The sequence below is a fragment of the Cryobacterium sp. PH31-L1 genome (genome assembly GCF_030063145.1).
Classification (GTDB): domain Bacteria; phylum Actinomycetota; class Actinomycetes; order Actinomycetales; family Microbacteriaceae; genus Cryobacterium.
The window spans coordinates 121,734-147,087 of the sequence record NZ_JASISM010000004.1; the positions used below are offsets into that span (position 1 = coordinate 121,734).

24 protein-coding genes are annotated in these 25,354 nt (G+C 63.5%); 8 read left to right on the forward strand and 16 right to left on the reverse strand.

The features are described 5' to 3' along the window. Positions 1–39: 39 nt before the first annotated feature. The 6 genes from QMF22_RS09590 to sufB all read right to left on the reverse strand — a co-directional run bounded on the left by QMF22_RS09590 (position 40) and on the right by sufB (position 4,962). Positions 40–645, reverse strand: coding sequence for a TetR/AcrR family transcriptional regulator (locus QMF22_RS09590; protein WP_283452922.1), 606 nt, complete (start codon positions 643–645; stop codon positions 40–42). A gap of 164 nt (positions 646–809) precedes the next feature. Continuing rightward, complete coding sequence (locus tag QMF22_RS09595; protein ID WP_283452924.1) at positions 810–1,139, reverse strand: metal-sulfur cluster assembly factor; 330 nt, start codon at positions 1,137–1,139, stop codon at positions 810–812. Between the two features lie 4 nt (positions 1,140–1,143). Then, complete coding sequence (gene sufC, locus QMF22_RS09600; RefSeq protein ID WP_283452926.1) at positions 1,144–1,908, reverse strand: Fe-S cluster assembly ATPase SufC; 765 nt, start codon at positions 1,906–1,908, stop codon at positions 1,144–1,146. 58 nt (positions 1,909–1,966) lie between these two features. After that, positions 1,967–2,293 carry a non-heme iron oxygenase ferredoxin subunit gene (locus QMF22_RS09605; RefSeq protein ID WP_092340113.1) on the reverse strand — a complete coding sequence of 109 codons (327 nt, stop codon included), beginning with the start codon at positions 2,291–2,293 and terminating at the stop codon, positions 1,967–1,969. Between the two features lie 2 nt (positions 2,294–2,295). Beyond that, positions 2,296–3,543, reverse strand: a complete 1,248-nt coding sequence (gene sufD, locus QMF22_RS09610) for a Fe-S cluster assembly protein SufD (RefSeq protein ID WP_283452930.1) — start codon at positions 3,541–3,543, stop codon at positions 2,296–2,298. Continuing rightward, positions 3,544–4,962, reverse strand: a complete 1,419-nt coding sequence (gene sufB / locus QMF22_RS09615; RefSeq protein WP_283452932.1) for a Fe-S cluster assembly protein SufB — start codon at positions 4,960–4,962, stop codon at positions 3,544–3,546. Between the two features lie 290 nt (positions 4,963–5,252). Between sufB and QMF22_RS09620 the strand changes: the two genes are divergently transcribed. Further along, entirely contained in the window at positions 5,253–6,191 is a 939-nt protein-coding gene (locus QMF22_RS09620) for a COX15/CtaA family protein (RefSeq protein ID WP_283452934.1), read from the forward strand. Between the two features lie 208 nt (positions 6,192–6,399). Further along, positions 6,400–6,987 carry a hypothetical protein gene (locus QMF22_RS09625; protein WP_283452936.1) on the forward strand — a complete coding sequence of 196 codons (588 nt, stop codon included), beginning with the start codon at positions 6,400–6,402 and terminating at the stop codon, positions 6,985–6,987. A gap of 6 nt (positions 6,988–6,993) precedes the next feature. On the opposite strand, the gene QMF22_RS09630 is transcribed toward QMF22_RS09625, so the two are convergent. Beyond that, positions 6,994–7,914, reverse strand: a complete 921-nt coding sequence (locus QMF22_RS09630; protein WP_283452938.1) for a heme o synthase — start codon at positions 7,912–7,914, stop codon at positions 6,994–6,996. Between the two features lie 340 nt (positions 7,915–8,254). On the opposite strand from QMF22_RS09630, the gene tkt reads away from it, so the two are divergent. The 6 genes from tkt (at position 8,255) to pgl (ending at position 16,599) form a co-directional block, all read left to right on the forward strand. Continuing rightward, positions 8,255–10,348, forward strand: a complete 2,094-nt coding sequence (gene tkt, locus QMF22_RS09635) for a transketolase (RefSeq protein WP_283452940.1) — start codon at positions 8,255–8,257, stop codon at positions 10,346–10,348. Between the two features lie 74 nt (positions 10,349–10,422). Next, a complete protein-coding gene (gene tal, locus QMF22_RS09640) occupies positions 10,423–11,565 on the forward strand; it encodes a transaldolase (protein ID WP_283452942.1) in 1,143 nt (380 codons plus the stop codon). Further along, positions 11,565–13,166, forward strand: coding sequence for a glucose-6-phosphate isomerase (locus QMF22_RS09645; RefSeq protein WP_283452944.1), 1,602 nt, complete (start codon positions 11,565–11,567; stop codon positions 13,164–13,166). Before tal ends, QMF22_RS09645 begins: the two co-directional genes overlap by 1 nt. A 138-nt stretch (positions 13,167–13,304) precedes the next feature. Continuing rightward, positions 13,305–14,846 (forward strand): glucose-6-phosphate dehydrogenase, encoded by a 1,542-nt coding sequence (gene zwf / locus QMF22_RS09650; RefSeq protein ID WP_283452947.1) that lies wholly within the window; start codon positions 13,305–13,307, stop codon positions 14,844–14,846. After that, positions 14,843–15,805 carry a glucose-6-phosphate dehydrogenase assembly protein OpcA gene (locus QMF22_RS09655; RefSeq protein WP_283452949.1) on the forward strand — a complete coding sequence of 321 codons (963 nt, stop codon included), beginning with the start codon at positions 14,843–14,845 and terminating at the stop codon, positions 15,803–15,805. The genes zwf and QMF22_RS09655 overlap by 4 nt, the downstream gene beginning before the upstream one ends. A 2-nt stretch (positions 15,806–15,807) precedes the next feature. Next, positions 15,808–16,599 (forward strand): 6-phosphogluconolactonase, encoded by a 792-nt coding sequence (gene pgl, locus QMF22_RS09660; protein ID WP_283453424.1) that lies wholly within the window; start codon positions 15,808–15,810, stop codon positions 16,597–16,599. 65 nt (positions 16,600–16,664) lie between these two features. Here the strand turns inward: pgl and QMF22_RS09665 are convergent, their stop codons facing one another. The 9 genes from QMF22_RS09665 to uvrC all read right to left on the reverse strand — a co-directional run bounded on the left by QMF22_RS09665 (position 16,665) and on the right by uvrC (position 25,340). Further along, complete coding sequence (locus tag QMF22_RS09665) at positions 16,665–17,033, reverse strand: RNA polymerase-binding protein RbpA (RefSeq protein ID WP_092107849.1); 369 nt, start codon at positions 17,031–17,033, stop codon at positions 16,665–16,667. A gap of 145 nt (positions 17,034–17,178) precedes the next feature. Further along, positions 17,179–17,430 (reverse strand): preprotein translocase subunit SecG, encoded by a 252-nt coding sequence (secG, locus tag QMF22_RS09670; RefSeq protein ID WP_092340102.1) that lies wholly within the window; start codon positions 17,428–17,430, stop codon positions 17,179–17,181. 127 nt (positions 17,431–17,557) lie between these two features. Then, positions 17,558–18,358 carry a triose-phosphate isomerase gene (gene tpiA, locus QMF22_RS09675; protein WP_283452954.1) on the reverse strand — a complete coding sequence of 267 codons (801 nt, stop codon included), beginning with the start codon at positions 18,356–18,358 and terminating at the stop codon, positions 17,558–17,560. Next, on the reverse strand, positions 18,349–19,563 hold the full coding sequence (locus QMF22_RS09680) for a phosphoglycerate kinase (protein WP_283452956.1): 1,215 nt from the start codon (positions 19,561–19,563) through the stop codon (positions 18,349–18,351). The genes tpiA and QMF22_RS09680 overlap by 10 nt, the downstream gene beginning before the upstream one ends. A 10-nt stretch (positions 19,564–19,573) precedes the next feature. Continuing rightward, positions 19,574–20,581, reverse strand: a complete 1,008-nt coding sequence (gene gap / locus QMF22_RS09685; RefSeq protein WP_283452958.1) for a type I glyceraldehyde-3-phosphate dehydrogenase — start codon at positions 20,579–20,581, stop codon at positions 19,574–19,576. A gap of 96 nt (positions 20,582–20,677) precedes the next feature. Beyond that, on the reverse strand, positions 20,678–21,304 hold the full coding sequence (locus QMF22_RS09690) for a superoxide dismutase (protein ID WP_283452960.1): 627 nt from the start codon (positions 21,302–21,304) through the stop codon (positions 20,678–20,680). Positions 21,305–21,427: 123 nt separating this feature from the next. Next, the gene (gene whiA, locus QMF22_RS09695; RefSeq protein ID WP_283452962.1) at positions 21,428–22,417 is read right to left on the reverse strand and encodes a DNA-binding protein WhiA; all 990 of its coding nucleotides are present in this window, start codon (positions 22,415–22,417) and stop codon (positions 21,428–21,430) included. Positions 22,418–22,498: 81 nt separating this feature from the next. Next, positions 22,499–23,374 (reverse strand): RNase adapter RapZ, encoded by an 876-nt coding sequence (rapZ, locus tag QMF22_RS09700; RefSeq protein ID WP_283452964.1) that lies wholly within the window; start codon positions 23,372–23,374, stop codon positions 22,499–22,501. Positions 23,375–23,447: 73 nt separating this feature from the next. After that, complete coding sequence (uvrC, locus tag QMF22_RS09705) at positions 23,448–25,340, reverse strand: excinuclease ABC subunit UvrC (RefSeq protein WP_283452966.1); 1,893 nt, start codon at positions 25,338–25,340, stop codon at positions 23,448–23,450. Positions 25,341–25,354: the final 14 nt, after the last annotated feature.

The window sequence follows — 25,354 nt, forward strand, 5'->3', positions numbered from 1 at the left end:
TAGTATATTTGCCTCAGGCTGTGCTCGGCACACAGGTACCTACAGCAGGGCAGCCAGGAGCGATTTTTCCAGCCAGTTCAGGTACGCCTCGGTCGACCATCCGAGCGACAGAACGAGCGAGCGATAGGTGTGCGGATGGGCCAGCGCCCACATCGTCGCCGCAGCTTCGTGATCGCTCAGCCCTCCTCGAAGGCCGCGTTTCTCACGCAGTGCTGCCGCCACCTCGCCGAATCCGTGCAGCCGTGCAGCATCGCGCTTCTGCTCGAACTCCCCCACATCGGGGTCGACGACGGCAGCTTCGCTGACGATGCGCAGAATGCCGGAGGTTCGCTCATTCACGAGTGCGCTCGACCGCGCCAGAATACGGATGACCTCGGTCGCGGTACGCGCTTCGGCAATGCGTTCCCGGGTCGCGCCCGACAACAGGGCCGGTGCCCCCGGCTCAGCCGCAACCCGGTCGAGAACCGCGGCCAGCAGTTCGGCCTTCGACCCCACCGAGTTGTAGATCGTCTGCACCACGACACCGGCCTCCGCCGCAATCGCTACGATCGACGTGCCCACATACCCGCGCTCGAGCATGAGCCGCCCCGCCGCCATGACAATCTCCGCTCGCGTACTCGCAGCCTGTGCCGCTCGCCGCCTCATGGCCCCATTTTCCCCTGTATCCATACAACTAGCATACCGTTCTACTGAGTAGAGTTGATTACTAACTCTTTCGCAGGTCGCGCCGAAACAGGGTCAAGAGCTTTCTGCACAAACCGAAGGCCCCGACTGCGAGTGCAGGCGGGGCCTTCGAGTTACAACTGGAGCTACATGGCGAAGCCAAGGGCTCGCATCATGTCGCGACCATCATCGGTGATCTTCTCGGGACCCCACGGCGGCATCCAGACCCAGTTGATGCGGAACTGGTCGACGACGCCATCGAGCGCCTCAGCCGTCTGCTCCTCGATCACATCGGTCAGCGGGCAGCCAGCCGAGGTGAGCGTCATGTGAACGATGAGCGCGTCATTCTCGTCGTCCCAGCCGAGGTCATAGATGAGTCCAAGATCGACGACATTGATGCCGAGTTCCGGGTCCATGACGTCCTTGAGGGCCTCTTCGATTTCGTCGAAGCGAGCCGGACTGAGTGTTGAGGCCATAGGACTAGCCTACGTTCGACGGGACGAGAAAGCGATCGTAGCCTTCGTCCTCGAGGCGGTCGGCAAGCTCGGGGCCGCCCTGTTCGGCGATGCGTCCGTTGACGAACACGTGCACGAAGTCGGGGTGGATGTAACGCAGGATGCGTGTGTAGTGCGTGATGAGCAGGAGTCCAAGGCCGGTGTTGGCCTTGGCACGGTTGACGCCCTCGGAGACGATCTTGAGCGCATCGACATCGAGGCCGGAGTCGGTCTCGTCGAGGACGGCGAACTTGGGCTTGAGGAGTTCGAGCTGCAGGATCTCGTTGCGCTTCTTCTCGCCACCGGAGAAGCCCTCGTTGACGTTGCGCTCGGCGAAGGTCTTGTCCATGCGCAGGTTGTTCATCGACTGGCGCACGTCCTTGATCCAGGTACGAATCGGCGGGGCTTCACCCTCGATGGCGGTCTTGGCGGTGCGCAGGAAGTTCGTGACGGTCACTCCAGGGATCTCGACCGGGTACTGCATGGCGAGGAACAGACCGGCGCGGGCGCGGGCATCCACTGTCATTTTGAGCACTTCGGCGCCGTCGAGCATGATCGAACCGCTCTCGACGTGATACTTCGGGTGGCCGGCGATCGTGTAGGCGAGGGTGGACTTGCCGGAGCCGTTCGGGCCCATGATGGCGTGGATTTCGCCCTCGTTGATGGTCAGGTTGACTCCGCGCAGAATCTGCTTGGTGCCCTGGTCGGTCTCGACGCTGACGTGCAGGTCTTTGATTTCAAGAACAGACATGAATGTCTTATCCCTTTCTAAAAATGGCTGGTGGGTGCGGTCGCTGCATAATGCAGATCTAGACCGCGACGGTGACGGAGGGATCGACGAAGACGAAGCCGTCGATGAGTTCAACGTTGTAAACCGGGACCGGGTCGTACGCCGGAAGGGACAGCGGCTTTCCGGTGGTGAGGGAGAACATCGAACCGTGGGCCCAGCACTCGAGAGTCTGGCCTTCCACGAATCCCTCGGACAGGGAGATGTCGCCGTGCGTGCAGGTATCACCGATGGCGAACACATCGCCGGCGGCATCACGCACGAGGGCGATGGCGACCCCGTCGATTTCGACCTTGACGGCCTGGTTTACTTCGAGCTCATCGAGAGCGCAGATCTTCGTTGCGGCCATGCTTACTTGTCGTCCGTTCCAATAAGTTCGGCTTCGATTGCGAGTTGCAACCGCGCTTCAAGTTCGGGGGAACCAATCTGCTGCACGACCTCGGTGAGGAATCCGCGCACGACGAGTCGACGCGCTTCTTCCTCGGTGATGCCGCGAGACTGGAGGTAGAACAGCTGCTCGTCGTCGAAACGTCCGGTTGCACTGGCGTGCCCGGCTCCGACGATGTCGCCGGTTTCGATCTCCAGGTTGGGGATGGAATCGGCGCGGGTACCTTCGCTGAGCACGAGGTTGCGGTTCTGCTCGTAGCTGTCGGTGCCGGCAGCCTTGTTGCCGATCAGCACATCGCCGATCCAGACCGTTCGGGCGTCTTGGCCTTGCAGCGCACCCTTGTAGTTGACCCGGCTGCGGCTCTTCGGTGCGTCGTGGAATACGTACACCTGCTGTTCCAGGTGCTGGCCGGCATCCGCGAAATACAGGCCGAGGAGCAACGTGTCCGAGCCCGGTCCGGCGAGACGCACCGACGGGTTGACCCGCACGATACTGCCACCGAGCGAGACGACGACGTGCTTGAGCCGCGCGTCACGACCAATGGATGCGAAATGGTTGGCCAGGTGCACGGCCGAGTCGTCCCATTCCTGCAGGGAGACGACCGTGAGGTTCGCGGACTCGCCGAGGATGATCTCGATGTTTTCGCTGATCCGGGCGTCACCGGTGTTCGCCAGGATGACCGTGGCCTGGCTGAACGGCTTGGCCTCGATGATCGTGTGGGCGCCGCGGGCAGTGTTGCCGAGGGCCGAGCGGGTGACCGTGATCTCCTTGGCTTCCTCGCCGCTGACCGTGATGGCGAGGGCGTCATCGAAGACGCCCCAGGCGTTGGCTGCGGCGCGTTCCTCCGGCAGACCGGCGGTGCCGATGCGGGCATCCGTTCTGGGCACCCACTCAACCGAGATATCGGCCGAGGAGGTGGACTCGATGAGGTAGCGCGAGCCGTCGAGAACGTCGGCGGTGAGGTCGGTGAATTTGGCGACAGGCGAGTGCTTCCAGACGGCTTCGCGGCCGGTGACAGCCTCGAAGTCGGCAACGTTGACGCTTTTGAAACGGTCAGAACGGGTTTGCACCGGCACGTAGCCGAAACGTCCGTCGGAGTGTTCTTTGATTCCGTGCTGGCCGGGCGTCAGAGTCGACGCGCCGGCAGCGGGTGTGGATGGTGCGGGCACAGTTTTTGAAGCGCTCTTCGAAAGCGCTGAAGCGGCGGACATTTAGCCGACGGATCCTTCCATGCCCATTTCAATGAGCTTGTTGAGTTCGAGGGCGTACTCCATCGGGAGCTCCCGGGCGATCGGTTCGATGAATCCGCGAACGATCATGGCCATGGCCTCGTCTTCGGGCATACCGCGGCTCATCAGGTAGAACAGCTGTTCTTCGCTGACGCGGGAGACGGTGGCCTCGTGGCCGAGCTGCACGTCGTCGACACGGATGTCGATGGACGGGTAGGTGTCGGAGCGCGACTGGGTGTCGACCAGGAGGGCGTCGCAGCGCACGGTGTTGGCGGAGTGGTGCGCGGAGGCATCCACTCGAACCTCACCGCGGTATCCACTGCGTCCGCCGCCACGGGCGATGGACTTGGAGACGATCGATGACTGCGTGTACGGAGCCATGTGGATCATCTTCGCGCCAGCATCCTGGTGCTGACCGGGGCCGGCGAAGGCCACAGAGAGCGTCTCGCCCTTGGCGTGCTCACCCATCAAGTAGATGGACGGGTACTTCATGGTGACCTTGGAGCCGATGTTGCCGTCGATCCATTCCATCGTGGCGCCTTCGCCGGCCGTGGCCCGCTTGGTGACGAGGTTGTAGACGTTGTTGGACCAGTTCTGGATGGTCGTGTAGCGAACGCGAGCGTTCTTCTTCACCACGATCTCGACCACGGCGGAGTGCAGCGAGTCGGACTTGTAGATCGGGGCGGTGCAGCCCTCGATGTAGTGCACGTAGCTGCCCTCGTCGGCGATGATGAGCGTGCGCTCGAACTGGCCCATATTCTCCGTGTTGATGCGGAAGTAGGCCTGCAACGGAATCTCGACATGCACGCCGGGCGGCACGTAGACGAACGATCCGCCCGACCAGACGGCCGTGTTGAGCGCGGCGAACTTGTTGTCGCCGGAGGGGATGATGGTGCCGAAGTACTCTTCGAAGAACTCCGGGTGCTCCTTGAGCGCCGTGTCGGTGTCCATGAAGATGACGCCCTGGGCTTCGAGCTCCTCGTTGATCTGGTGGTAGACCACTTCAGACTCGTACTGAGCTGCGACACCGGAGACAAGGCGCTGGCGCTCAGCTTCTGGAATTCCGAGCTTCTCGTAGGTGTTCTTGATGTCGTCGGGCAGGTCTTCCCAGGTCTGGGCCTGCTTCTCCGTTGAGCGCACGAAGTACTTGATGTTGTCGAAATCGATCTCGGAGAGATCGGCGCCCCAAGTGGGCATGGGCTTGCGCTCGAACAACTGCAGGGCCTTGAGGCGTCGCTGCAGCATCCAGTCCGGCTCAGATTTCAGATTCGAGATGTCAGTGACAACCTCGGGGGAAATACCACGGCGAGCGGATGCTCCGGCCGTGTCTGAATCTGCCCACCCAAACTCGTAGGTGCCTATCCCCTCAAGGTCGGGACGGTCTAGCAGGACATCCGACATTATTACCTCTTCTCTACCCATCACAACCCGGATATTAGTCCGGTCATTCCCGGGCGTCCGCCGTAGTGATCAACTCAATAGAGATGAACTCAGTGGAGACCGCGGGGAACGGGTTGTGTGGACAGCTACGTTGCGTACCTAGAATATTCATGGAACTAAATATGGATCTCCATGGAGATCCCAATTCTACAGGTTGATCAGCAACATACGCGTTCTTGCCGGTCGATTCACATTTGTACAGGGCACGATCAGAGGGCGCGTTCATAAGTTTGACAGAGAGAGCAGAACCGGTGAATCCGATCTACCAAAGGCTACCCAGTGTTATCGACGGACAGATTCGGGTGGTCGCCTGGCTGTCGCTCGTGACGGAGATTTTGATTGTGGGAACCGGCGGGGCCGTTCGTCTCACCGGATCCGGGCTCGGCTGTCCGACCTGGCCGACCTGTGTCGCCGGATCGATCGTGCCGACGGAGGAAATGGGGATGCACGGAGTCATCGAGTTCGCTAACCGCACGATGACCGGTCTCATCGGCATTATCGCCATTGCGGCCGTTGTTCTGCTCTGGCGCATGCGCACCCCGCGCAAGGATCTATTCACTCTCGCTGTGATCCTTGCCGCCGGCGTGCTGGCTCAGGCACTCGTCGGAGGGGTCACCGTGCTGACCGGGTTGAACCCGTTCATCGTCGGTTTTCACTTCACGGTGTCGCTGATCATGGTGTGTATTGCCACCGTTCTCGTGCACCGGGTCTACCTTGCTCCGGGGCCACGGGCCCTCGTCGTCCCCGCCGGCTTCGCCGGGCTGGCCCACGCTACGAGTTTCGTCGTAGCGCTCACCGTGCTGATGGGGGTGCTGACCACCGCCTCCGGACCGCATTCCGGTGATGCCGACGCCGGACGCACCGGCTTCAACGCCGAGTTGCTCGAACACCTGCACGCCTGGCCGGGCTACGCGACGCTGGTTTTGACGGTCGTACTGCTCGTGGCATCCGTTCGCGGCAGACTGCCGGTGCGCTCATTCGTCGTCACGCTTCTGATGATCGAGCTCGTGCAGATCGTGGTGGGGCTCCTGCAGGCCAACCTGGGCCTCCCGCCGATCCTGGTCGGTGTGCACATGGTTCTGGCCTGCGTGCTCGCGGCCGCGATGACCCTGGTTGTGCTGAACCTCAAGGCCCCCGGAGAAGTCACGTCCGAGATTTCGGAAACGGCACACGAGCAGGTTCGTAGCTAACGGATCACGACCGCGACTTCCGGCCCGGGGATCTGCCTCTGCGGGGTGAGATGCCAGCTCCGGCCCCACGAACTGCTTTGACGGGGCCGAAGCCGTCGTCTCGTGCGACTGGCGGGGCCGAAGGTGGCTACTCGAGGGGCCAAGACCCCCAAACAGTAATTGCCGCGCGGCACTCCCCGGAGGAGGGCCGCCGGTGTACTCTCCAGACATGCATCTCGCACCGGGAGCCAAATCGAAGCCGCCAGACGACGCGGCGCGCCTTGCCCTGTTCGGCCCTCCCGTATTCGGTTTCGTGCGCCAGCCTCGCCTGCAGGAACGCGGCTGGAGCTGGTACGGCAACCACGGCCGCACCCTCGAAGCGCAGGCGCACTACTGGCTCGCTGACCCCTCTGGTAATTTCTGGTTCGAGGATTCCCCGGCCGGTCCGGTCGGCATCGCCGAATTACGCGGCTTCGTCTTCACCGATGTGCCGGGGTCCACCAATCGCGGCGGCGACCCCATCCGAGACGCACTCAATCAGCACCTGCAGTACATCGTGATGAACTACGCCAAGAACCCGTACGACTTCGGGTCTCAGTTGTGGGCCGAACGGCACACCCATCAGCAGTCGGAGATCGAACTCGCGCTGGCACACCGGTCGAACCTGGTCATCGACGACACGGCGCTGGCCGCCATCACGGTGACGGCCTTCGACTTCACGGCAACGGCGATGGCCCTGGCCGGTCGGGTGGTCACGGTCGTGATCCATTCGGCCGACGTCGGAAAGATCGACACCCGACTCACCCGCCGGGTCTAGCGCCGCTTAGAACGGAAGCAGCGGATCCACTCCGACGGCCACGAACAGCAGCGTCAGGTAGGCGATGGAGCCGTGGAATACGCGCATCGGTGACACATGCTCGTGCCGAATCGCCAGGCTGTACAAGCGATGAGTCTCGTAGATGAACCAGCCACCCGTGACCAGGGCGGTAAAGCTGTAAAGCAGGCCCATGTCGGCGATCGGAATCAGCAGAAGCGAGCAGGCGACCGTAGCCCATGCGTACAGGATGACCTGCAGGCCTACCTGAGCCCGACCACGCACGACGGCGAGCATCGGAACGCCGGCGGCCTGGTAGTCTGCTCGGTACTTCATGGATAGCGGCCAATAGTGCGGCGGTGTCCACAAGAAAATGATCATGAACAGAATGACCGGCGGCCAGGACAGTTCGCCCGTCACCGCCGCCCAGCCGATGAGAACGGGCATACAACCCGCCACACCGCCCCAGACAATGTTCTGCGGGGTACGACGCTTGAGAATGATCGTGTAGAACACGACATAGAGCAGAATCGCGCCGAACGACAGCGCGGCGGCCAGCCAGTTGGTCAGCAGACCCAGCCACAGAATGGATGCCGCGCCCAGCGCCCACGCAAAGATCAAGGCTTCACGGTCACTCAGTTCTCCGGTCACCAGGGGACGATTCTTGGTGCGCTTCATGAGACGGTCGATATCGCGGTCGAGGTAGCAGTTGAAGGCACCGGCGGAACCGGCACTGAGCGACCCGCCGACCAACGTCGCCAAAATCAGCCAGAGACTGGGGATACCGCGCTCGGCGAGCAGCATCGTGGGTGCCGTCACCACCAGGAGCAACTCGACCACGCGCGGTTTGGTCAGGGAGACGTAGGCCTTGAGGGTGCGCTTCAGTGTGCGCGGTCCGCTCCGGACCGGGGTCTTCAGGGCGACGTCCATTAATCCTCTAACGCTAGGCAAGTCTTCTCATTCTAGGACACGCCGTGAGCGACGCTCCACCGAGCGCGAATCCGGATTGTGTCGTCAGGTCACGTCATTTCGAGCGTCCCCTGACATTCGTCCGTATACTTAAAGTGCTCCCCACAGTGAATCAGTAGTTCGGCGAGCCCCCGGGTGGGAGATGGCTGCACCAGCAGGCCAACTCGCTGGGGGTGATGTTTCGCCTGCAGTCCGCGCCAGTTGGCGCGACCGGCCGGTGACGCGACTGCCGACACTTGCACAACTATCAAAGGATGGGTTGAGCTCAACCCGCCTTCAATTCAATGAAGGGTTACGTGACGTGGCAGCTTTCCAATGGGATTCCGTTGACGATCAGGCGGTTGACACCGCACGCATTCTGGCGGCCGACGCCGTGGAGAAGGTTGGGAATGGGCATCCGGGCACCGCGATGAGTCTCGCTCCCGCCGCCTACCTCCTGTTTCAGAAAATCATGCGCCGCGACCCGGCCGACAATGAGTGGATCGGTCGCGACCGGTTCATCCTCTCGGTTGGCCACAGCTCGCTGACGCAGTACGTGCAGTTGTACCTCGGTGGCTACGGTCTCGAGCTCGAAGACCTCAAAGCCCTGCGCACCTGGGGTTCCAAGACCCCCGGTCACCCGGAATACGGCCACACCGATGGCGTCGAGATCACAACCGGCCCGCTCGGCCAGGGTCTGGCATCCGCTGTCGGTTTCGCCTACGCGTCGCGTTTCGAGCGCGGCCTGTTCGACCCGGATGCCGCCACCGGCGCCAGCCCGTTCGACCACTTCGTTTACGTCATTGCCGGCGACGGTGACCTGCAGGAAGGCATCACGAGTGAGGCCTCCTCTCTCGCCGGCCACCAGCAGCTCGGCAACCTGATCGCCATCTACGACAGCAACCAGATCTCGATTGAGGACGACACCAACATCGCCTTCACCGAGGACGTCGCCGCTCGCTACGCCGCCTACGACTGGCACGTGCAGACCGTGGACTGGAAGAAGACCGGCTCCTACGTCGAAGACGTCGCCGAGTTGAATGCGGCCATTGAAGCGGCCCAGAACGAGACCGGCAAGCCGAGCCTGATCATCCTCAAGACGATCATCGGCTGGCCGAGCCCGAAGAAGCAGAACACCGGAAAGATCCACGGCTCAGCCCTCGGCGCCGAAGAACTCGCCGGCGTCAAGACCGTTCTGGGCTTCGACCCGGAAAAGACCTTCGATGTCGCCCCCGAGGTCATCGCCCACACCCGCCTGGCCCTGGAGCGCGGCCTGGCCGCACACGCCGAGTGGACCGTGCGGTTCGACGCCTGGGCCGCAGCCAACCCGGAGCGCAAGGTGCTGCTCGACCGGGTTCTCTCCGGCGACCTGCCTGACGGCGTCGACGACGCCCTCCCGGTCTTCCCCGGTGGCACCGCGGTCTCCACCCGCGCGGCGTCGGGCAAGGTCCTCACCGCTCTCGGCGGCGTCATCCCCGAACTGTGGGGCGGCTCCGCCGACCTCGCCGAATCGAACAACACCACCATCGGCGGCGCTGCCTCCTTCATTCCGAGCGAGCACTCCACCGCGGAATGGACCGGGAACCCCTACGGTCGGGTGCTGCACTTCGGCATTCGCGAGCACGCCATGGCTGCGATTCTCAACGGCATCGTGCTGCACGGCAACACCCGCCCGTTCGGCGGAACGTTCCTCATCTTTAGCGACTACATGCGCCCGGCTGTTCGTCTGGCCGCTCTCATGAAGGCACCGTCGATCTTCGTCTGGACCCACGACTCCGTCGCGCTCGGCGAAGACGGTCCCACCCACCAGCCGATCGAACAGCTCGCGACCCTGCGCGCCATCCCGGGTCTCGACGTGGTACGTCCCGGCGACGCCAACGAGACCGCCTGGGCCTGGAAGACCATCCTGGAACGCCGTAACGGCCCGGCCGGCATCGCCCTGACCCGCCAGAACATTCCCGTCTACGAGCGTGGCGAAGGCGCAGCATCCGCTGAAATTTTCGCCTCCGCGAAGAACGTCGCCCGCGGCGCCTACGTGCTGGCCGACGCGGCCGGCGGCACGCCCGACGTGATCCTGATCGGGACCGGCTCCGAGGTGCAGCTCGCCGTGGACGCCCGCGCCCAGCTCGCCGCCGAGGGCATCAACGCCCGCGTCGTCAGCGCTCCCTGCCTGGAATGGTTCGAAGAGCAGAGCAGCGAGTACCGCGAATCCGTACTACCCGCCGCGATCACCGCCCGAGTTTCGGTCGAAGCCGGCCTCGCGCTGACCTGGCGTGGCTACGTCGGCGACACCGGCCGCAGCATCTCGATCGAGCACTTTGGGGCATCCGCTGACTACCAGACGCTGTTCCGCGAATTCGGCATCACCACCGAGGCCGTCGTCGCCGCCGCCAAGGAATCAATCAGCGCAGCCTGATGTTGCCCCTTACCTCTCCACTAAATCGCTACAGCATCGCTGCCTGACGGCAGCAGTATTAGGAGAATTTGACAATGACTACCCCCTCCCCCCTCGCCCAACTGTCCGCCGCCGGCGTCAGCATCTGGCTCGACGATCTCTCCCGAGAGCGCATCAACTCCGGCGGGCTGCAGGACCTGATCAAGAACAGCAACGTCGTCGGTGTCACCACGAACCCGACAATCTTTGCCGGTGCCCTCGCCAAGGGCGAGGCGTACACCGAGCAGGTCGCGACCCTGGCCGCTGCCGGTACGAACGTGACCGACGCCGTCTTCGCCATCACCACGGACGACGTTGCCGCCGCCTGCGACATCTTCCGCCCGGTCTACGACTCGACCAACGGCCAGGATGGCCGCGTCTCGATCGAGGTCGAGCCGAGCCTCGCCCGCGATGCAGCCGGCACGGTTGCTGAAGCCCAGCAGCTCTGGAAGAAGGTCAACCGCCCCAACGCGATGATCAAGATCCCCGCGACGGTTGAAGGACTGGAAGCCATCACGGCAACCATCGCCCTCGGCATCAGCGTCAATGTCACCCTGATCTTCAGCCTGGAGCGTCACCGCCAGGTCATCAACGCGTACCTGGCCGGACTCGAGCAGGCCAAAGCTGCCGGCATCGACCTCTCCACGATTCACTCGGTTGCCTCGTTCTTCGTCTCACGCGTCGACTCCGAGATCAACTCCCGCCTTGAGGCCATCGGCACCCCCGAGGCCCTCGCCCTCAAGAGCAAGGCCGGAGTCGCCAACGCCCAGCTCGCCTACCAGGTCTACGAGCAGGCGTTCAGCAGCGAGCGTGCCCTTGGCCTGATCAAGGCCGGCGCCACCAAGCAGCGCCCGCTCTGGGCCTCGACCGGCGTCAAGGACGCCAGCCTGCCCGACACCCTCTACGTGACCGAATTGGTCGCCCCCGACGTCGTCAACACCATGCCGGAGAAGACCATGCAGGCGGCAGCCGACCACGGCGTCATCCCCGCCGACTCGGTCACCGGCTCCTACGGAGCAGCCAACGCCGTGCTTGACGCACTGGCCGCGCAGGGCGTCTCCTACGACGACGTCACCCGCCTGCTCGAAGAAGAAGGCCTGTCGAAGTTCGAGGTGTCCTGGAACGAACTGCTGGACACCGTGCAGACGGCCCTCACCGCCGCCTCTACCACCGCGGCCCCGACCAGCTCGGCCGTCTGATGAGCTTTCGCATCTCGGTCAGTGGCGCCGCTGCTGACGCTGTTCGCGCCACCGTGCCCACCCTCGTCACAGATCTGGTCGCCTCCGGCATCACCGCACTCGACCCCGCCCTCTGGGGTCCGGAAGCCGAAGCTGAGGCCGCGTTGCGTCTCGGCTGGACCGAGTCCGTCACGGTGTCGCGCCCCCTCGTGGCCGAAATCGTGGAACTGCGGGCCACCCTGCAGGCTCGCGGTGTCACCCAGCTCGCCCTCGCCGGCATGGGCGGCTCGTCGCTCGCGCCGGAGGTCATCACCCGCACCGCCGGCGTGAACCTCACCGTGCTCGATGCGACCGACCCCGGCCAGGTGCTGTCTGCGCTGAACGACAACCTGGCCGAAACGGCCCTCGTCGTGTCGTCCAAGAGCGGTTCCACCGTGGAAACCGACAGCCAGCGCCGCGTGTTCGAGCGCGCATTCCGTGCCATCGGCATCGACCCGGCCGAGCGCATCATCGTGGTGACCGATCCCGGGTCGCCTTTGGAGGCATCCGCTCTCGCTGCCGGCTACCGCGTCTTCAACGCTGACCCCACCGTCGGCGGACGCTACTCGGCACTGACGGCCTTCGGTCTGGTTCCGTCTGGACTGGCCGGCGTTGACGTCGGTGCGCTCCTCGACGAGGCCGAGTCCGTCGCCCTGGCCCTGGCCGTTGACTCACCGGACAACCCGGGACTCGTGCTCGGTGCGGCGATCGCCGCCACCAGCCCGCGCCGCGACAAGCTCGCGATCGTCTCCGACGGTACCCACATTGTGGGTTTCGCCGACTGGGTCGAACAGCTCATCGCGGAATCCACCGGCAAGCTCGGCACCGGCATCCTGCCGGTCGTGTTGGAGCTGGATGCTCCGGAACTGACCGAGGCGCTGCCGGACCTGCAGCTCGTGCGGGTTGTCGCTGACGCCGGCACAGACCTGTTCAGCGACACGGGCGACGAGATTCGCGTCAGCGGAACCCTCGGAGCGCAGTTTCTGGTCTGGGAATACGCCACCGTCGTGGCCGGACGACTGCTCGGTATCAACCCGTTCGACCAGCCCGACGTGGAGTCGGCGAAGATCGCCACGCGCGGTCTGCTCGACGCCCGTCCCGCACCGGAGCCGGCCGCGTTCATCGCGGACGGCATCGAGGTGCGTGGCACGCCGCACGTGATCGGAGCGGCAAGCGACCTCGCCTCGGCGATCGACGCCCTGCTCGAAGAACTCGGCCCCGACGGCTACGTCGCCGTGCAGGCCTACGTCGACCGTCTCGCGCTGCCGGAACTGGCCGAGATTCGCACCAAGCTCGCCACCCTGTCAAAGCGTCCGGTTACCTTCGGCTGGGGACCGCGCTTTCTGCACTCCACCGGGCAGTTCCACAAGGGCGGACCGGCAACGGCCGTCTACCTGCAAATTCTGGCCACGCCGGCGGAGGATCTCGACATTCCTGAGCGTCCGTTCACCTTCGGCGAACTCATCCAGGCGCAGGCCAGCGGCGACGCGAGCGTGCTCGCCGAGCACGGGCGTCCGGTGCTGACGTTGACCCTGACGCAGCCGAAGCAGAATATCTCCACCCTGTTCAAGGCCCTGGCTTAACCGCAGGGAATCGGACGACTGGTTGGTTACTCGCGGTTGGGCCGCGAGGAACCAACCAGCTGAAAGCACTATTCTTTTCGCAGCGCCCGCGCTGTTTGCAATCCCAAACTTTCTGCACTGTCCCGTCAAAGGAGCTGCATGTCCCCGGTGGAAATTACTCCGGAGTTTAATCCGCTCAGGTCGCCCTCCGACTACCGCCTGAATCGAATCGCCGGGCCATCCAGCCTCGTGATCTTCGGCGTCACCGGTGACCTGGCGCGCAAGAAACTCATGCCCGCGGTCTACGACCTCGCTAACCGAGGGTTGCTGCCACCCGGCTTTGCGCTCGTCGGCTTTGCTCGACGAGACTGGGACAACGAGGACTTCATGCAGGTTGTGCATGACGCCGTCAAGGAACACGCCCGCACCGAGTTCCACGAAGACGTTTGGGCGCAGCTAGCTGAAGGCATCCGCTTCGTGTCGGGCACCTTCGACGACGATGAGGCGTTCACCCGCCTCACCCAGACGATCGACGAACTCGACCGGGAGCGCGGAACGATGGGCAACCATGCGTTCTACCTGGCCATTCCGCCGAAAGCCTTCCCCCAGGTCACCGAGCAGCTGCGCCGATCCGGCCTGGCCGAGCAAAAAAATGGACAATGGCGTCGTGTGGTCATTGAAAAACCATTCGGCAGTGACCTGAAGACAGCGCGGCAACTCAACGACGTCGTCGAGTCGGTCTTTCCGCCCGACTCCGTCTTTCGAATCGACCACTACCTCGGCAAAGAGACGGTGCAGAACATTCTGGCGCTGCGCTTCGCCAATGAAATGTTCGAACCGCTGTGGAACGCCAACCACGTCGAGCACGTGCAGATCACCATGGCCGAGGACATCGGCGTTGGCGGCCGTGCCGGGTACTACGACGGCATCGGCGCCGCGCGCGACGTCATTCAGAACCACCTTCTGCAGCTGCTTGCCCTGACGGCGATGGAGGAGCCCATCTCGTTCGACGCCGCCGATCTGCGCGCCGAGAAGGAAAAGGTGCTCGCTTCGGTTCGGCTGCCCGCCGATCTCGGTCTCGGAACCGCCCGCGGCCAGTACGCCGGCGGATGGCAGGGCGGTGAAAAGGTCGTCGGTTTTCTCGAAGAAGACGGGATGAACCCGGAATCGGTCACCGAAACTTACGCTGCGATGCGCCTGACCATCGACACACGTCGCTGGGCCGGTGTGCCGTTCTACCTGCGCGCCGGCAAACGCCTGGGACGCCGCGTCACCGAGATCGCCGTGGTGTTCAAACGCGCCCCGCAGTACCTCTTTGCCCCCGGCCAGACGGCCGAACTTGGCCATAATGCCCTGGTGATTCGGGTGCAGCCCGACGAGGGCGTCACGATCCGGTTCGGATCGAAAGTACCCGGCGTGGTCATGCAGGTGCGCGATGTGACCATGGACTTCGGGTACGGCCATGCTTTCACCGAGGCCAGCCCTGAGGCGTACGAGCGGCTCATCCTCGACGTGCTGCTCGGCGACCCGCCGCTGTTCCCCCGTCACGAAGAGGTCGAACTGTCCTGGAAGATTCTCGACCCGATCGAGGAGTACTGGGCCACGCAGGGGCAGCCCGAGCAATACCGCCCCGGAACGTGGGGCCCCACATCCGCTGATGATCTACTGGCCCGCGATGGCCGCACCTGGAGGCGTCCATGATCGTCGATCTGCCCAACACCACGACCGCGAAGATCTCGAAGGCGCTCGTGCGTATTCGCGAAGAGGGAGGCGCTGTCGCCCTCGGCCGTGTACTCACCCTGATCATTGCCTCGACTCTCGGACACGAGGAGGAGGCCATCGAGGCCGCCAACGATGCCTCCCGCGAGCATCCAATGCGCGTCATCGTCGTGTCGACCCAAGAGCCAGGGTCCACCGCGGCCACACCCGACGCACGAGTGGACGCCGAAATTCGGGTGGGCGGTGACGCTGGCGCGAGCGAGGTCATCGTTCTGCGCGTCTACGGCGATGCCGCCAACGACCCGGAGAGTCTGGTCACCGGCCTGCTGCTCTCCGATGCTCCCGTCGTCGCCTGGTGGCCGGGAACCGCTCCGGCCGTTCCCGGCGACTCGCCGCTCGGACGCATCGCCTACCGCCGAATAACGGATGCGTCGGCGCAACCGGATCCGCAGGCAGCCCTGCATCACCTGTGCGGAAGCTACCGCCCGGGCGACACCGATTTCGCCTGGACCCGGCTGACCCTCTGGCGCGCCCAGCTGGCCGCCGTGCTGGACCAGCCCCCCTATGAACCGATTATCGCGATTCAGGTCTCCGGTGCTGCCGCTTCACCGTCGACGACGCTATTGGCTGCCTGGCTGCAGATGCAGCTCCAAATTCCCGTGGACTGCGAACTGACCACCGGACCTCTCGCCAATGGTGTGCACGGGGTTCACCTCACCCGCGCATCGGGAACGATCTCGCTCGAGCGTGAAGTGCCCGACATCGCCACGCTCAGCCAGCCGGGGCAGCCGGTGCAGGATCTGACGCTCAAGCGTCGCAGCCTGCGCGACTGTCTGGCCGACGAACTGCGCCGGCTGGATCCCGACGACCTGTATGGTGAGGTCATCACGCGCGGACTGCCGCAACTCGATGACGTGGTGACCCAAGGAACCGGAGTGTGACCGTGACAAATGATCGACGCGTGCTGGTGCACCAGAACAAGCAAGCGCTGGCCGGGTCGGTGGCTGCACGTTTCTTGACGAACATGGTCGACGTCCTGCAGGACCAGGACGAGGCCAATGTTGTCCTAACCGGTGGTTCGGTTGGTATCGCCGTGTTGGCCGCCATCAATGAGTCGGCCGCACGCGACACCATCGATTGGTCCCGGGTGAATTTTTGGTGGGGCGATGAACGTTGGGTGCCCCGCGCCGATCCCGAGCGTAACGAACTGCAGGCCCGGGATGCTCTCCTGGACCATATCGACGTTCCGAGAGAAAACATACACGCGTTCGGTGCGTCGGATGACCCGATCGATGTCGGAGCCGGTGACGACGCCCTCGAAGCAGCGGCGGCACGGTATACAGCAGAATTGCGCTCTCACGCACCAGAGGGTGCCGAGTACCCACGATTCGACGTGACGTTTCTCGGGGTCGGCCCGGATGGCCACATAGCGTCGCTGTTCCCCCACCGATCAGGTATTCGGGAGCGTGACGCCAGTGTCGTCACCGTGCACGACTCCCCCAAGCCCCCCGCCGACCGCTTGTCGCTCACGCGACCGGTACTCAACTCCTCCGACCGGGTTTGGCTTGTTCTGGCCGGCTCAGACAAAGCCTCAGCACTCGGGCTCGCGCTGGCAGGCGCGAGCCGCGACGAGGTCCCGGCTGCCGGCATCAAGGGTCGGTACCGAACGATGTTCTTCGTCGACAGTGACGCTGCGGCCCAGGTTCCCGAGAACCTAATCGCCCCGACGTACTAGTCAGCCAGACAAACAAAAAGACCGGCCTTCGACATTCTCGAGGCCGGTCTTTGCTGTGCTACACGTCAGTTCGTGGGTGACAACTTGCCGCGACGAACGCGCAGCTGGTTGAGTGCCTCTTCGAGAAGCGACTCTGCTTCTTCCTCGGTGCGACGCTCCTTGACGTAGGCCAGGTGTGTCTTGTAGGGCTCAAGCTTCACCACGGAGGGAGGATTCTCCTTATCACGCCCGGCGGGAAGCCCGGACGACGGGCAATCGATGGTGACGGGGATTTCCTCGTCGGGAAGACTCGCGGCAAAGTATCGGACGGTCTCATTGCCGAGTGCATCCCAGTAGGAAACCTTGATGCGATCCGCGTGAAAACCGCGGTCCTGCTCGCCCATGGGGCCTGCGCCGACACGCGAGCCACGAATTGCGCTTCCGCCTGATGCCATCTTGTTCCTCCATATACCCGTGCAGTTGTGCGCTGCAGTCGAACTCTTATTGGTGCTGCTGCTGGTGCTGAGACGTGCTCGTAAATAACTGTGCCCAGAATTCTGGGTGACTTCGCTTCAGGGTAACTCCGCACAGTGTGAAAAGTTAAGCCCCTGTATCAAACTTGGTGATCAATCCGAGAACGACGATGCACGAGATCCACAGCAGTCCCAGAATGACAGTGATGCGGTTGAGGTTGCGCTCGGCAACTCCCGATGCGCCGAGGTTGGAGGTGACGCCGCCACCGAACATGTCCGATAACCCACCACCCCGCCCCTTGTGCAGCAAAATGAGCATGGTGAGCAGGAGGCTCGTAATACCGACGAGCACCTGCATGACGACCTGGAGAATCTCCACACGAAACCTTTCAAAAACGGTGGGCGCAACTCTGGGCGCCCAGACAACGTAATTATACCTTCACGCAGGAGCGAGGGGGTTGCCAGTGGCAACTACCTCGCTCCTGCGATGTCAGCAACGCGTCGGTTTAGACGCCGACATGCTTGTGATACCGAATGATGCTGGAGAACTCCGGGATATCCAGGCTGGCACCGCCAACCAGGGCACCATCGACGTTGGGTTCGCGCATGAATGCGGCGATGTTGCCGCTCTTGACCGATCCGCCATAGAGGATGCGGGTCTTGTCGGCTACGTCCTGGCCGAGAGTCTCGGTGAGAACGCCACGCAGCGCTGCGGCGACCTGTTCTGCCTGTTCCGGCGTGGCAGCCTGGCCGGACCCGATGGCCCATACCGGCTCATACGCGACGACGATGTCTGCCGCGTTGGTGACCCCTGCCAGGGCTGCCCGAAGCTGGGCGACCGGGACCGCACTGGGTCCGTGAACGGCGAGGTCTTCGGCACTTTCACCGACGCAGATCAGCGGCACCAGATTGTGCTTGAGAGCCGCAGTCACCTTGGCAGCGACCTGCTCATCGGTTTCACTGTGCAGGGTACGGCGTTCGGAATGCCCGATGATGACGTACTGGCATTCCAGCTGGGCCAGGAAAGCACCCGAGATCTCTCCGGTGTATGCGCCCGAATCCTGAGCTGACACGTCCTGGGCGCCAAAGGCCAGCGGAAGCTTGTCGGCCGATACCAGAGTCTGCACGCTGCGCAGATCGGTGAACGGGGGAAAAACTGCCACCTCGACCGCGGCAAAGTCGTGGTTGGCGTCTTTGAGGTTCCAAGCGAGTTTCTGCACGAAAGCGATGGCCTGGAGGTGGTCCAGATTCATTTTCCAGTTGCCCGCAATCAGCGGTGTACGCCGAGGGTTGATGTTCACTGCCATCCGAGGACCTCCAGTCCTGGTAGACGCTTGCCCTCGAGGAACTCGAGGCTCGCGCCACCGCCGGTAGAAATATGACCGAATTGGTCGTCGCTGAAACCGAGGATGCGCACGGCAGCAGCCGAGTCGCCGCCACCAACCACGCTGAGGCCGGTGACCTCGGTGAGTGCCGCGGCTACCGTGCGGGTGCCCTCCGCGAATGGTGCGAGTTCGAAGACACCCATTGGGCCGTTCCAGAATACGGTGTTGGACGCACGAATGATTTCAGCGAATGCCGCCGCCGTATCTGGCCCGATATCCAGGCCGAGACCGGCAGCACCGAACGGGGTGTTCTCGATGCCGTCGGCCGGGGTGATCACGTGCTGGGCGTCTGCACCGAATTTCGAGGCCACGACGAGATCGGTGGGGAGCACGATTTTGACGCCAAGACGATCGGCCTCGGCCAGATACCCGCGCACCGTCTCGATCTGATCGCTCTCCAGCAGGCTCGCGCCGACCTTGTGGCCCTGGGCGGCCAGGAAGGTGAACAGCATCCCGCCGCCGATGAGCAGAGAATTCACCCGGGGCAGCAGGTGCCCGATCACACCGAGTTTGTCGCTGACCTTGGATCCGCCGAGGATGACCGTGTAAGGCGCCTCGGGCTTCTCGGTGAGGCGATCGAGGACGTCGAGTTCGGCCGCGATGAGCAGGCCGGCCGCGCTCGGCAGTAGCGAGGCCAGATCGAACACGCTGGCCTGCTTGCGGTGCACGACGCCGAAGCCGTCAGAGACGAGGGCGTCGCCGAGCAGCGCAAGCTGATGGGCGAACGCGAGGCGCTCGGCATCCGTTTTGCTGGTCTCACCGGCGTTGAAGCGCAGGTTTTCCAGAACGACGATGTCGCCGTCCTGAAGCGCTGCGACGGCCTGCGTGGCGGAATCACCGACGGTATCGGTGGCAAAGGCCACCGGCAGATTCACCAGTTCGCTCAGGCGAGAAGCAACGGGCTTCAGGCTGTGTTGGGGATCAACGGCTCCGTCGGGGCGCCCGAGGTGAGAAACGATCACCACGCGGGCGCCCTGGGCGACGAGGGCGTTGAGGGTGGGCAGTGACGCCCGCACTCGTCCATCGTCGGTGATCTGACCGTTCTTCAACGGCACATTCAGGTCGAAGCGGACAATGACCCGCTTGCCGGTAAGCGAACCGAGCGAGTCAATCGTGCGTAGCGTCACCGCGCGGCCGTTAGAGTCGCTCGGCGACGAACTCGGTGAGGTCTACGAGGCGGTTGGAGTAACCCCACTCGTTGTCGTACCACGACGCGACCTTGACCTGGTCGCCGATCACCTTGGTGAGTCCGGCGTCGAAAATCGAGGAGTGCGGATCGCCGACGATGTCGCTGGAGACGATCGGGTCCTCGGTGTAGCTCAGGATTCCCTTGAGCGGGCCCTCGGCCGCTGCCTTGTAGGCGGCGTTCACTTCTTCAACCGTGACCGCGCGCGAGGCGGTGAGGGTGAGGTCGGTGATCGAGCCGGTCGGAACCGGAACGCGCAGGGCATATCCATCAAGCTTGCCGACACTCTCGGGGATGACGATTCCGAGAGCCTTGGCGGCACCGGTGGAGGTGGGGATGATGTTCAACGCGGCGGCACGGGCGCGACGGAGGTCGCTGTGCGGGCCGTCCTGCAGGTTCTGGTCTGCGGTGTAGGCGTGGATCGTCGTCATCAGGCCACGCTCGATGCCGAAGTTGTCGAGGAACACCTTGACCAGCGGCGCCAGGCAGTTCGTGGTGCAGGACGCGTTCGAGATGATGTCGTGGATTGCGGAGTCGTAGGTGTCCTCGTTCACACCGAGCACGAGGGTCGCGACGTCGGCACCCGTTGCCGGAGCAGACACGATGACCTTCTTGGCGCCGGCTTCGATGTGCTTCTGGGCGTCGGCGGCCTTCGTGAAGCGACCGGTGGACTCGATGACGATTTCAACGCCGAGTGCGCCCCAGGGCAAGTTGGCCGGGTCGCGCTCGGCCAGCACCTTGATGGGCTTGCCGTTTACCACGATGTTGTCGCCGTCCACCTCGACGGTGGCGTTCAGCCGACCTCCGACGGAGTCGTACTTCAGCAGGTGCGCGAGAGACGCGGGGTCAGAGAGGTCGTTGACGGCGACGATTTCAATGTCGCTGCCCTTGGCGAGTGCTGCGCGGAAATAGTTACGGCCAATACGGCCGAATCCGTTGATGCCGATCTTTACGGACACAAATAGCTCCTGTTGATGAGAGGGCGCCGGAAGACGCGATGAAAAGAGTGCGGAAGGAGAACGGCGGTGCCCCGAAGAATTCGGGGCACCAGCAGGCTACGAGAGTAGCAGCAGGCCGTTGGTCTTCTCACGTGCGACGGTGAAACGCTCCTGCACGTTTGCCCAGTTGGCAATGTTCCAGAAGGCCTTGACGTAGTCGGCACGCACATTGCGGTAGTCGAGGTAGTAGGCGTGCTCCCAAACATCGAGCATGAGCACCGGAACGGTACCGGCAGCGAAGTTGGACTGCTGGTCGAAGAACTGCTGGATGATCAGGCGCTGCCCGATGGAGTCCCAAGCGAGCACGGCCCAGCCGGAACCCTGCACGCCGAGAGCGGCGGCGGTGAAGTGCGCCTGGAACTTGTCGAACGAACCAAAGTTATCGTCGATCGCCGCGGCGAGCTCGCCGACCGGCTTGTCGCCGCCGTTCGGGGACAGGTTGGTCCAAAAGATGGAGTGGTTGACGTGGCCGCCGAGGTTGAAGGCGAGGTCCTTCTCCAGTTTGTTCACGTTGGCGAGGCTTCTGCTGTCGCGAGCCTCGGCAAGCTGAGCCAGGGCCGTGTTGGCACCGGTGACGTACGCCTGGTGGTGCTTACCATGGTGGAGTTCCATGATGGTGCCGCTGATGCTGGGCTCAAGAGCCGCATAGTCATAGTCAAGGGTGGGCAGGGTGTATTCGGCCATTACTTATCTCCTTGTGAGTTGTGCCGCCGCACCGGGTGCGGCGGCGTTGTAAGCGACGATCTAGTCTACCCGCGAGGCCTGGGCGGCACAGAATTCGTGACCTCGCGCGTCGCGTTGTGTGGTTTACCGAGGTGAAACGTCATCGGGGTGAACCGGGTAGTCAACGTCGGTTCCTTCGACGCCGAGTTCGACCGCTTTTTTGTCGGCCATGGCCAGCAGGCGACGAATTCGACCGGCGACGGCGTCTTTGGTCATGGGCGGGTCGGCGTGGTGGCCGAGCTCGTCGAGGCTGGAATCGCGAAAGTTGAGGCGTAGATCTCCCGCGTAGCGCAGGTGCTTGGGAATATCCTCGCCGAGAATGTCCATGGCCCGCTGTACCCGAGCGCAGGCGGCGACGGCCGCCTCGGCGGAGCGGCGCAGGTTGGCGTCGTCGAAGTTGACCAGGCGGTTGGCGGTGGCGCGCACTTCGCGGCGCTGACGCAGGGTTTCCCAGTTGAGGACCGTGCTGGTAGCGCCCATGTGCACGAGCATCGCGCCAATGGCGTCACCATCGCGAATGACAACGCGGTGTACTCCGCGCACTTCGCGTGCCTTGGCCGCGACACCCAGCCGGCCGGCTGCCCCGACCAAAGCCATGGCCGCCTCGTTGCCCGGGCAGATCACCTCGAGGGCTGCAGAGCGGCCCGGGTCGGTCAGGGTGCCGTGGGCGAGAAACGCACCGCGCCAGACGGCCGCGATCTCTTCCCTCGAGCCCGTGGTCAGCCGGTTCGGCAGACCACGAATCGGGCGGCGACGCCCATCCAGCAGGCCGGTCTGGCGTGCGAGCGTCTCCCCGCCCTCGATCACCTGCACGAGGTAGTGGCTGGACTGACGGATGCCGGTGGCGGCGATGACCTGCAGGGCACTGCGCACGCCGTACAACTCGGCGAGATCCTTGCGCACCCGACGGGCCAGGATGGCAGTGTCGAGTTCGGACTCGATCGCGATCCGGCTGCTAATCATGTGCAATCCGCCGGAGAACCGGAGAATTGTGGCCAGTTCGGCCGCGCGCACGGTGGTCTTGGAGACCTCCACGCGCGAAAGTTCATCTTTAACGTCGGCGGTGAGTGCCAATCGCTTTTCCATTCTGTTGATCAGTTGCGTGAGGTCTGAGTGATAAAAGCCCGGGGAGCCGGATGCTGTGCCCGGGCTCGCTTATTCGCGTCCGAGGTCGCGGTGCTTGATATTGACCGCGACACCGGGAAGTTTCTCGAGTCGAGACGCCAGTTCTCTGACCATCGCAACGGAGCGGTGCTTGCCTCCGGTGCAGCCGATGCCGATGGTGGCGTGACGTTTGTTTTCCCGCTGGTAGCCCGCCAGCACCGGCGCCATGGCGGCGGCGTAGTGGTCGATAAAATCGAGGGCACCAATTTGGGCAAGTACAAAGTCTCTCACCTCCGGGTCGACGCCGGTGTGCGCGCGCAGCTCGGGGATCCAGAACGGGTTCGGTAGGAAGCGGGCATCCGCGACCAGATCGACGTCTGTCGGCAGGCCGTACTTGAAGCCAAAGCTCATGATGGTCAGCTGCACGCCCGCTCGCCCCTCGGCCGCAAACCGTTCGGTGATCGTCGTCGCGAGCTGGTGCACGTTGAGATCGGAGGTGTCGATGACGAGGTCGCTCGACTCCCGCACGGCGAGCAGTCGGGAGCGCTCCGCCGCGATGCCATCAAGCAGGGTGCCGTCGCCCTGCAGCGGATGCGGGCGGCGCACCGATTCAAACCGGCGGACCAGCGCGTCGTCCCTGGCTTCCAGAAAGATGACCTGCACCTGTGTGTTGCTGCGGAGTTGTTGCACAGTGTCGAGGAAATCGCCGAACAGATCGCGACCGCGAATGTCGACGACAGCGGCGATCTTGGGCAGATTCGTACCAGCCCGTTCGACTAGATCAACCAGGGGCCGCAGCATTTGCGGCGGAAGATTGTCTACGACATACCAGTCGAGGTCTTCCAACGCGTTGGCTACGGTGGAGCGTCCCGCCCCGGACATTCCCGTGACGATCAGCACTTCCTGCTTGTCGGGGTCCGTAGTCATTCTTGGAAATCGCCTTAATGAGAAGTCGGTGGACTAGCAAGCCTACCCAGCGTGGGGCGCTTTCGGGTCTTGTTTAGGAGCGCAGGTGGGCGTGGATCGACTCGGCCAGCACGGGGCCGATGCCGCGGACATCCGCTATTTCGGCCGCCGAAGCGACCTTGAGGCGCGCCACAGAGCCGAAATGTTGCAGCAGAACTTTCACCCGGGCCGGCCCGAGCCCGGCGATTTCGCCGAGAACGGAGCTGATGTCTTTCTTGCGCCGAATGCGCTGGTGGGTGATTGCGAACCGGTGGGCTTCATCACGAATGCGTTGGATGAGAAACAGCGCGTCGCTGTTGCGCGGCAGAATGACCGGGTAGTCGGAATCGGGGAGCCAGATTTCTTCGAGCCGTTTGGCTATTCCGCACAGTTGGATTCCGGTGACGCCAGATTCGGCGAGGGCCCGTTTGGCGGCGGCAACCTGCGGCTGGCCGCCGTCGACGATGAGCAGGTTCGGCTGGTACTTGAATTTGGCACGCTTCTGTTCGACCTGAGCAATGTCGGTCGTGGTGTCATCAACGACCACGGCATCCGCTGCCAACGCTTCGGGTTTCAGATACGCGAGCCGACGCGTGAGGATCTGGTAAATCGAGTCGGTGTCATCGGTCGACTCAGGAATGTTGAAGCGTCGGTATTCGTCTTTGCGGGGCAGCCCGTCTTCAAAAACGACCATGGACGCAACGATATTGGTGCCGCTGAGGTGCGATACGTCGTAGCATTCCATGCGCAGCGGGGCGGCCGGCATCTCGAGCACGTCCTGAATGTCTTCGAGTGCTTTGGAACGTGCGACGAAGTCCGAGCTGCGCCGGGTTTTGTAAAGCATCAGCGCCTGCTTGGCGTTATTGCCGGCCGTGACCAGCAGGGCCGCCTTTTCACCCCGCTGGGCGGCCACGAGGCGCACCTTGCGCCCGGCGAGATTGGCCAGCCAGGTTTCGAGGGCCTGGGCGTCGTCGGGCAGTTCGGGGAGAACAATTTCGCGCGGCGGCAGAGCATCATGGTTGTAAGCGGTCTGCATCATGGAGTCGATGAGTTCGCTCATGGTGACGTCGAGTTCTTTGTCGACCATCCAGCCGCGCACACCACGGATGCGCCCGCCCCGCACGATGAAGAGCTGCACGGCCGCAGCAAGTTCGTCTTGCTCGACGGCGAACAGATCGATATCGACGTTGTCGCGCAGAACGACAGCGCTCTTCTCGAGCACAGCGTTGAGGGCGCGCACCTGGTCGCGTCGCTTGCCCGCTATTTCGTACTGTTGGGCTGCAGCCGCTTCTTTCATCTGCTGGGTGAGTTCATTGATGAGCTTCTTGTCGTGGCTGCCCATGAAGCTGACGAACTCGTTGACGATCGTGCGGTGGTCCTCGATCGACACCAGCCCGGAGCAGGGGCCGAAGCACCGCCCGATCTGGCCCGCGAAGCACGGCTTACCACTCTGCATGGCCCGCTTGTAGTTGGCGTTGTTGCAGGTACGGATGGGGAAAGCCTTGAGCATGAGCTCGATGGTTTCGTGAACGGCCCAGACCTTGGGGTACGGCCCGAAATAGCGGGCACCCTTGATTCCCTCGGTGCGGGTGACCAAGGCTCGCGGCGCCTCGTCGGCGAGGGTAACCGCGAGGTACGGGTAAGACTTGTCGTCCTTGAACTGCACGTTGAACGGCGGATCGAACTCGTTGATCCACATCCATTCGAGCTGCAGGGCCTCAACCTCGGTTCCGACAACAGTCCACTCGACACCGGTGGCCGTGGTGACCATGCGGCGGGTACGCTCGTGCAGGCTATGGAGCGGGGCGAAATAGTTGCTCAGCCGCGCCCGCAGGTTCTTGGCTTTACCGACATAGAGAATGCGCCCGGTCGCGTCGCGAAACCGGTAGACCCCGGGGGTCGTGGGAATCTCGCCCGTTTTCGGGCGATAGCTCAGGGCGTCAGACATGGCCGATCAGCCGC

Coding starts and splice junctions, on each gene's coding strand:
- QMF22_RS09690 (WP_283452960.1), bottom strand. CDS start 21,304: ATGGCCGAATACACCCTGCCCACCCTTGACTATGACTATGCGGCTCTT.
- QMF22_RS09665 (WP_092107849.1), bottom strand. CDS start 17,033: ATGGCATCAGGCGGAAGCGCAATTCGTGGCTCGCGTGTCGGCGCAGGC.
- QMF22_RS09595 (WP_283452924.1), bottom strand. CDS start 1,139: ATGGCCTCAACACTCAGTCCGGCTCGCTTCGACGAAATCGAAGAGGCC.
- QMF22_RS09630 (WP_283452938.1), bottom strand. CDS start 7,914: ATGGACGTCGCCCTGAAGACCCCGGTCCGGAGCGGACCGCGCACACTG.
- rapZ (WP_283452964.1), bottom strand. CDS start 23,374: ATGACTACGGACCCCGACAAGCAGGAAGTGCTGATCGTCACGGGAATG.
- QMF22_RS09645 (WP_283452944.1), top strand. CDS start 11,565: ATGAGCTTTCGCATCTCGGTCAGTGGCGCCGCTGCTGACGCTGTTCGC.
- sufC (WP_283452926.1), bottom strand. CDS start 1,908: ATGTCTGTTCTTGAAATCAAAGACCTGCACGTCAGCGTCGAGACCGAC.
- QMF22_RS09590 (WP_283452922.1), bottom strand. CDS start 645: ATGAGGCGGCGAGCGGCACAGGCTGCGAGTACGCGAGCGGAGATTGTC.
- QMF22_RS09655 (WP_283452949.1), top strand. CDS start 14,843: ATGATCGTCGATCTGCCCAACACCACGACCGCGAAGATCTCGAAGGCG.
- tpiA (WP_283452954.1), bottom strand. CDS start 18,358: ATGGCAGTGAACATCAACCCTCGGCGTACACCGCTGATTGCGGGCAAC.
- QMF22_RS09625 (WP_283452936.1), top strand. CDS start 6,400: ATGCATCTCGCACCGGGAGCCAAATCGAAGCCGCCAGACGACGCGGCG.
- QMF22_RS09605 (WP_092340113.1), bottom strand. CDS start 2,293: ATGGCCGCAACGAAGATCTGCGCTCTCGATGAGCTCGAAGTAAACCAG.
- sufB (WP_283452932.1), bottom strand. CDS start 4,962: ATGTCGGATGTCCTGCTAGACCGTCCCGACCTTGAGGGGATAGGCACC.
- zwf (WP_283452947.1), top strand. CDS start 13,305: ATGTCCCCGGTGGAAATTACTCCGGAGTTTAATCCGCTCAGGTCGCCC.
- uvrC (WP_283452966.1), bottom strand. CDS start 25,340: ATGTCTGACGCCCTGAGCTATCGCCCGAAAACGGGCGAGATTCCCACG.
- sufD (WP_283452930.1), bottom strand. CDS start 3,543: ATGTCCGCCGCTTCAGCGCTTTCGAAGAGCGCTTCAAAAACTGTGCCC.
- tal (WP_283452942.1), top strand. CDS start 10,423: ATGACTACCCCCTCCCCCCTCGCCCAACTGTCCGCCGCCGGCGTCAGC.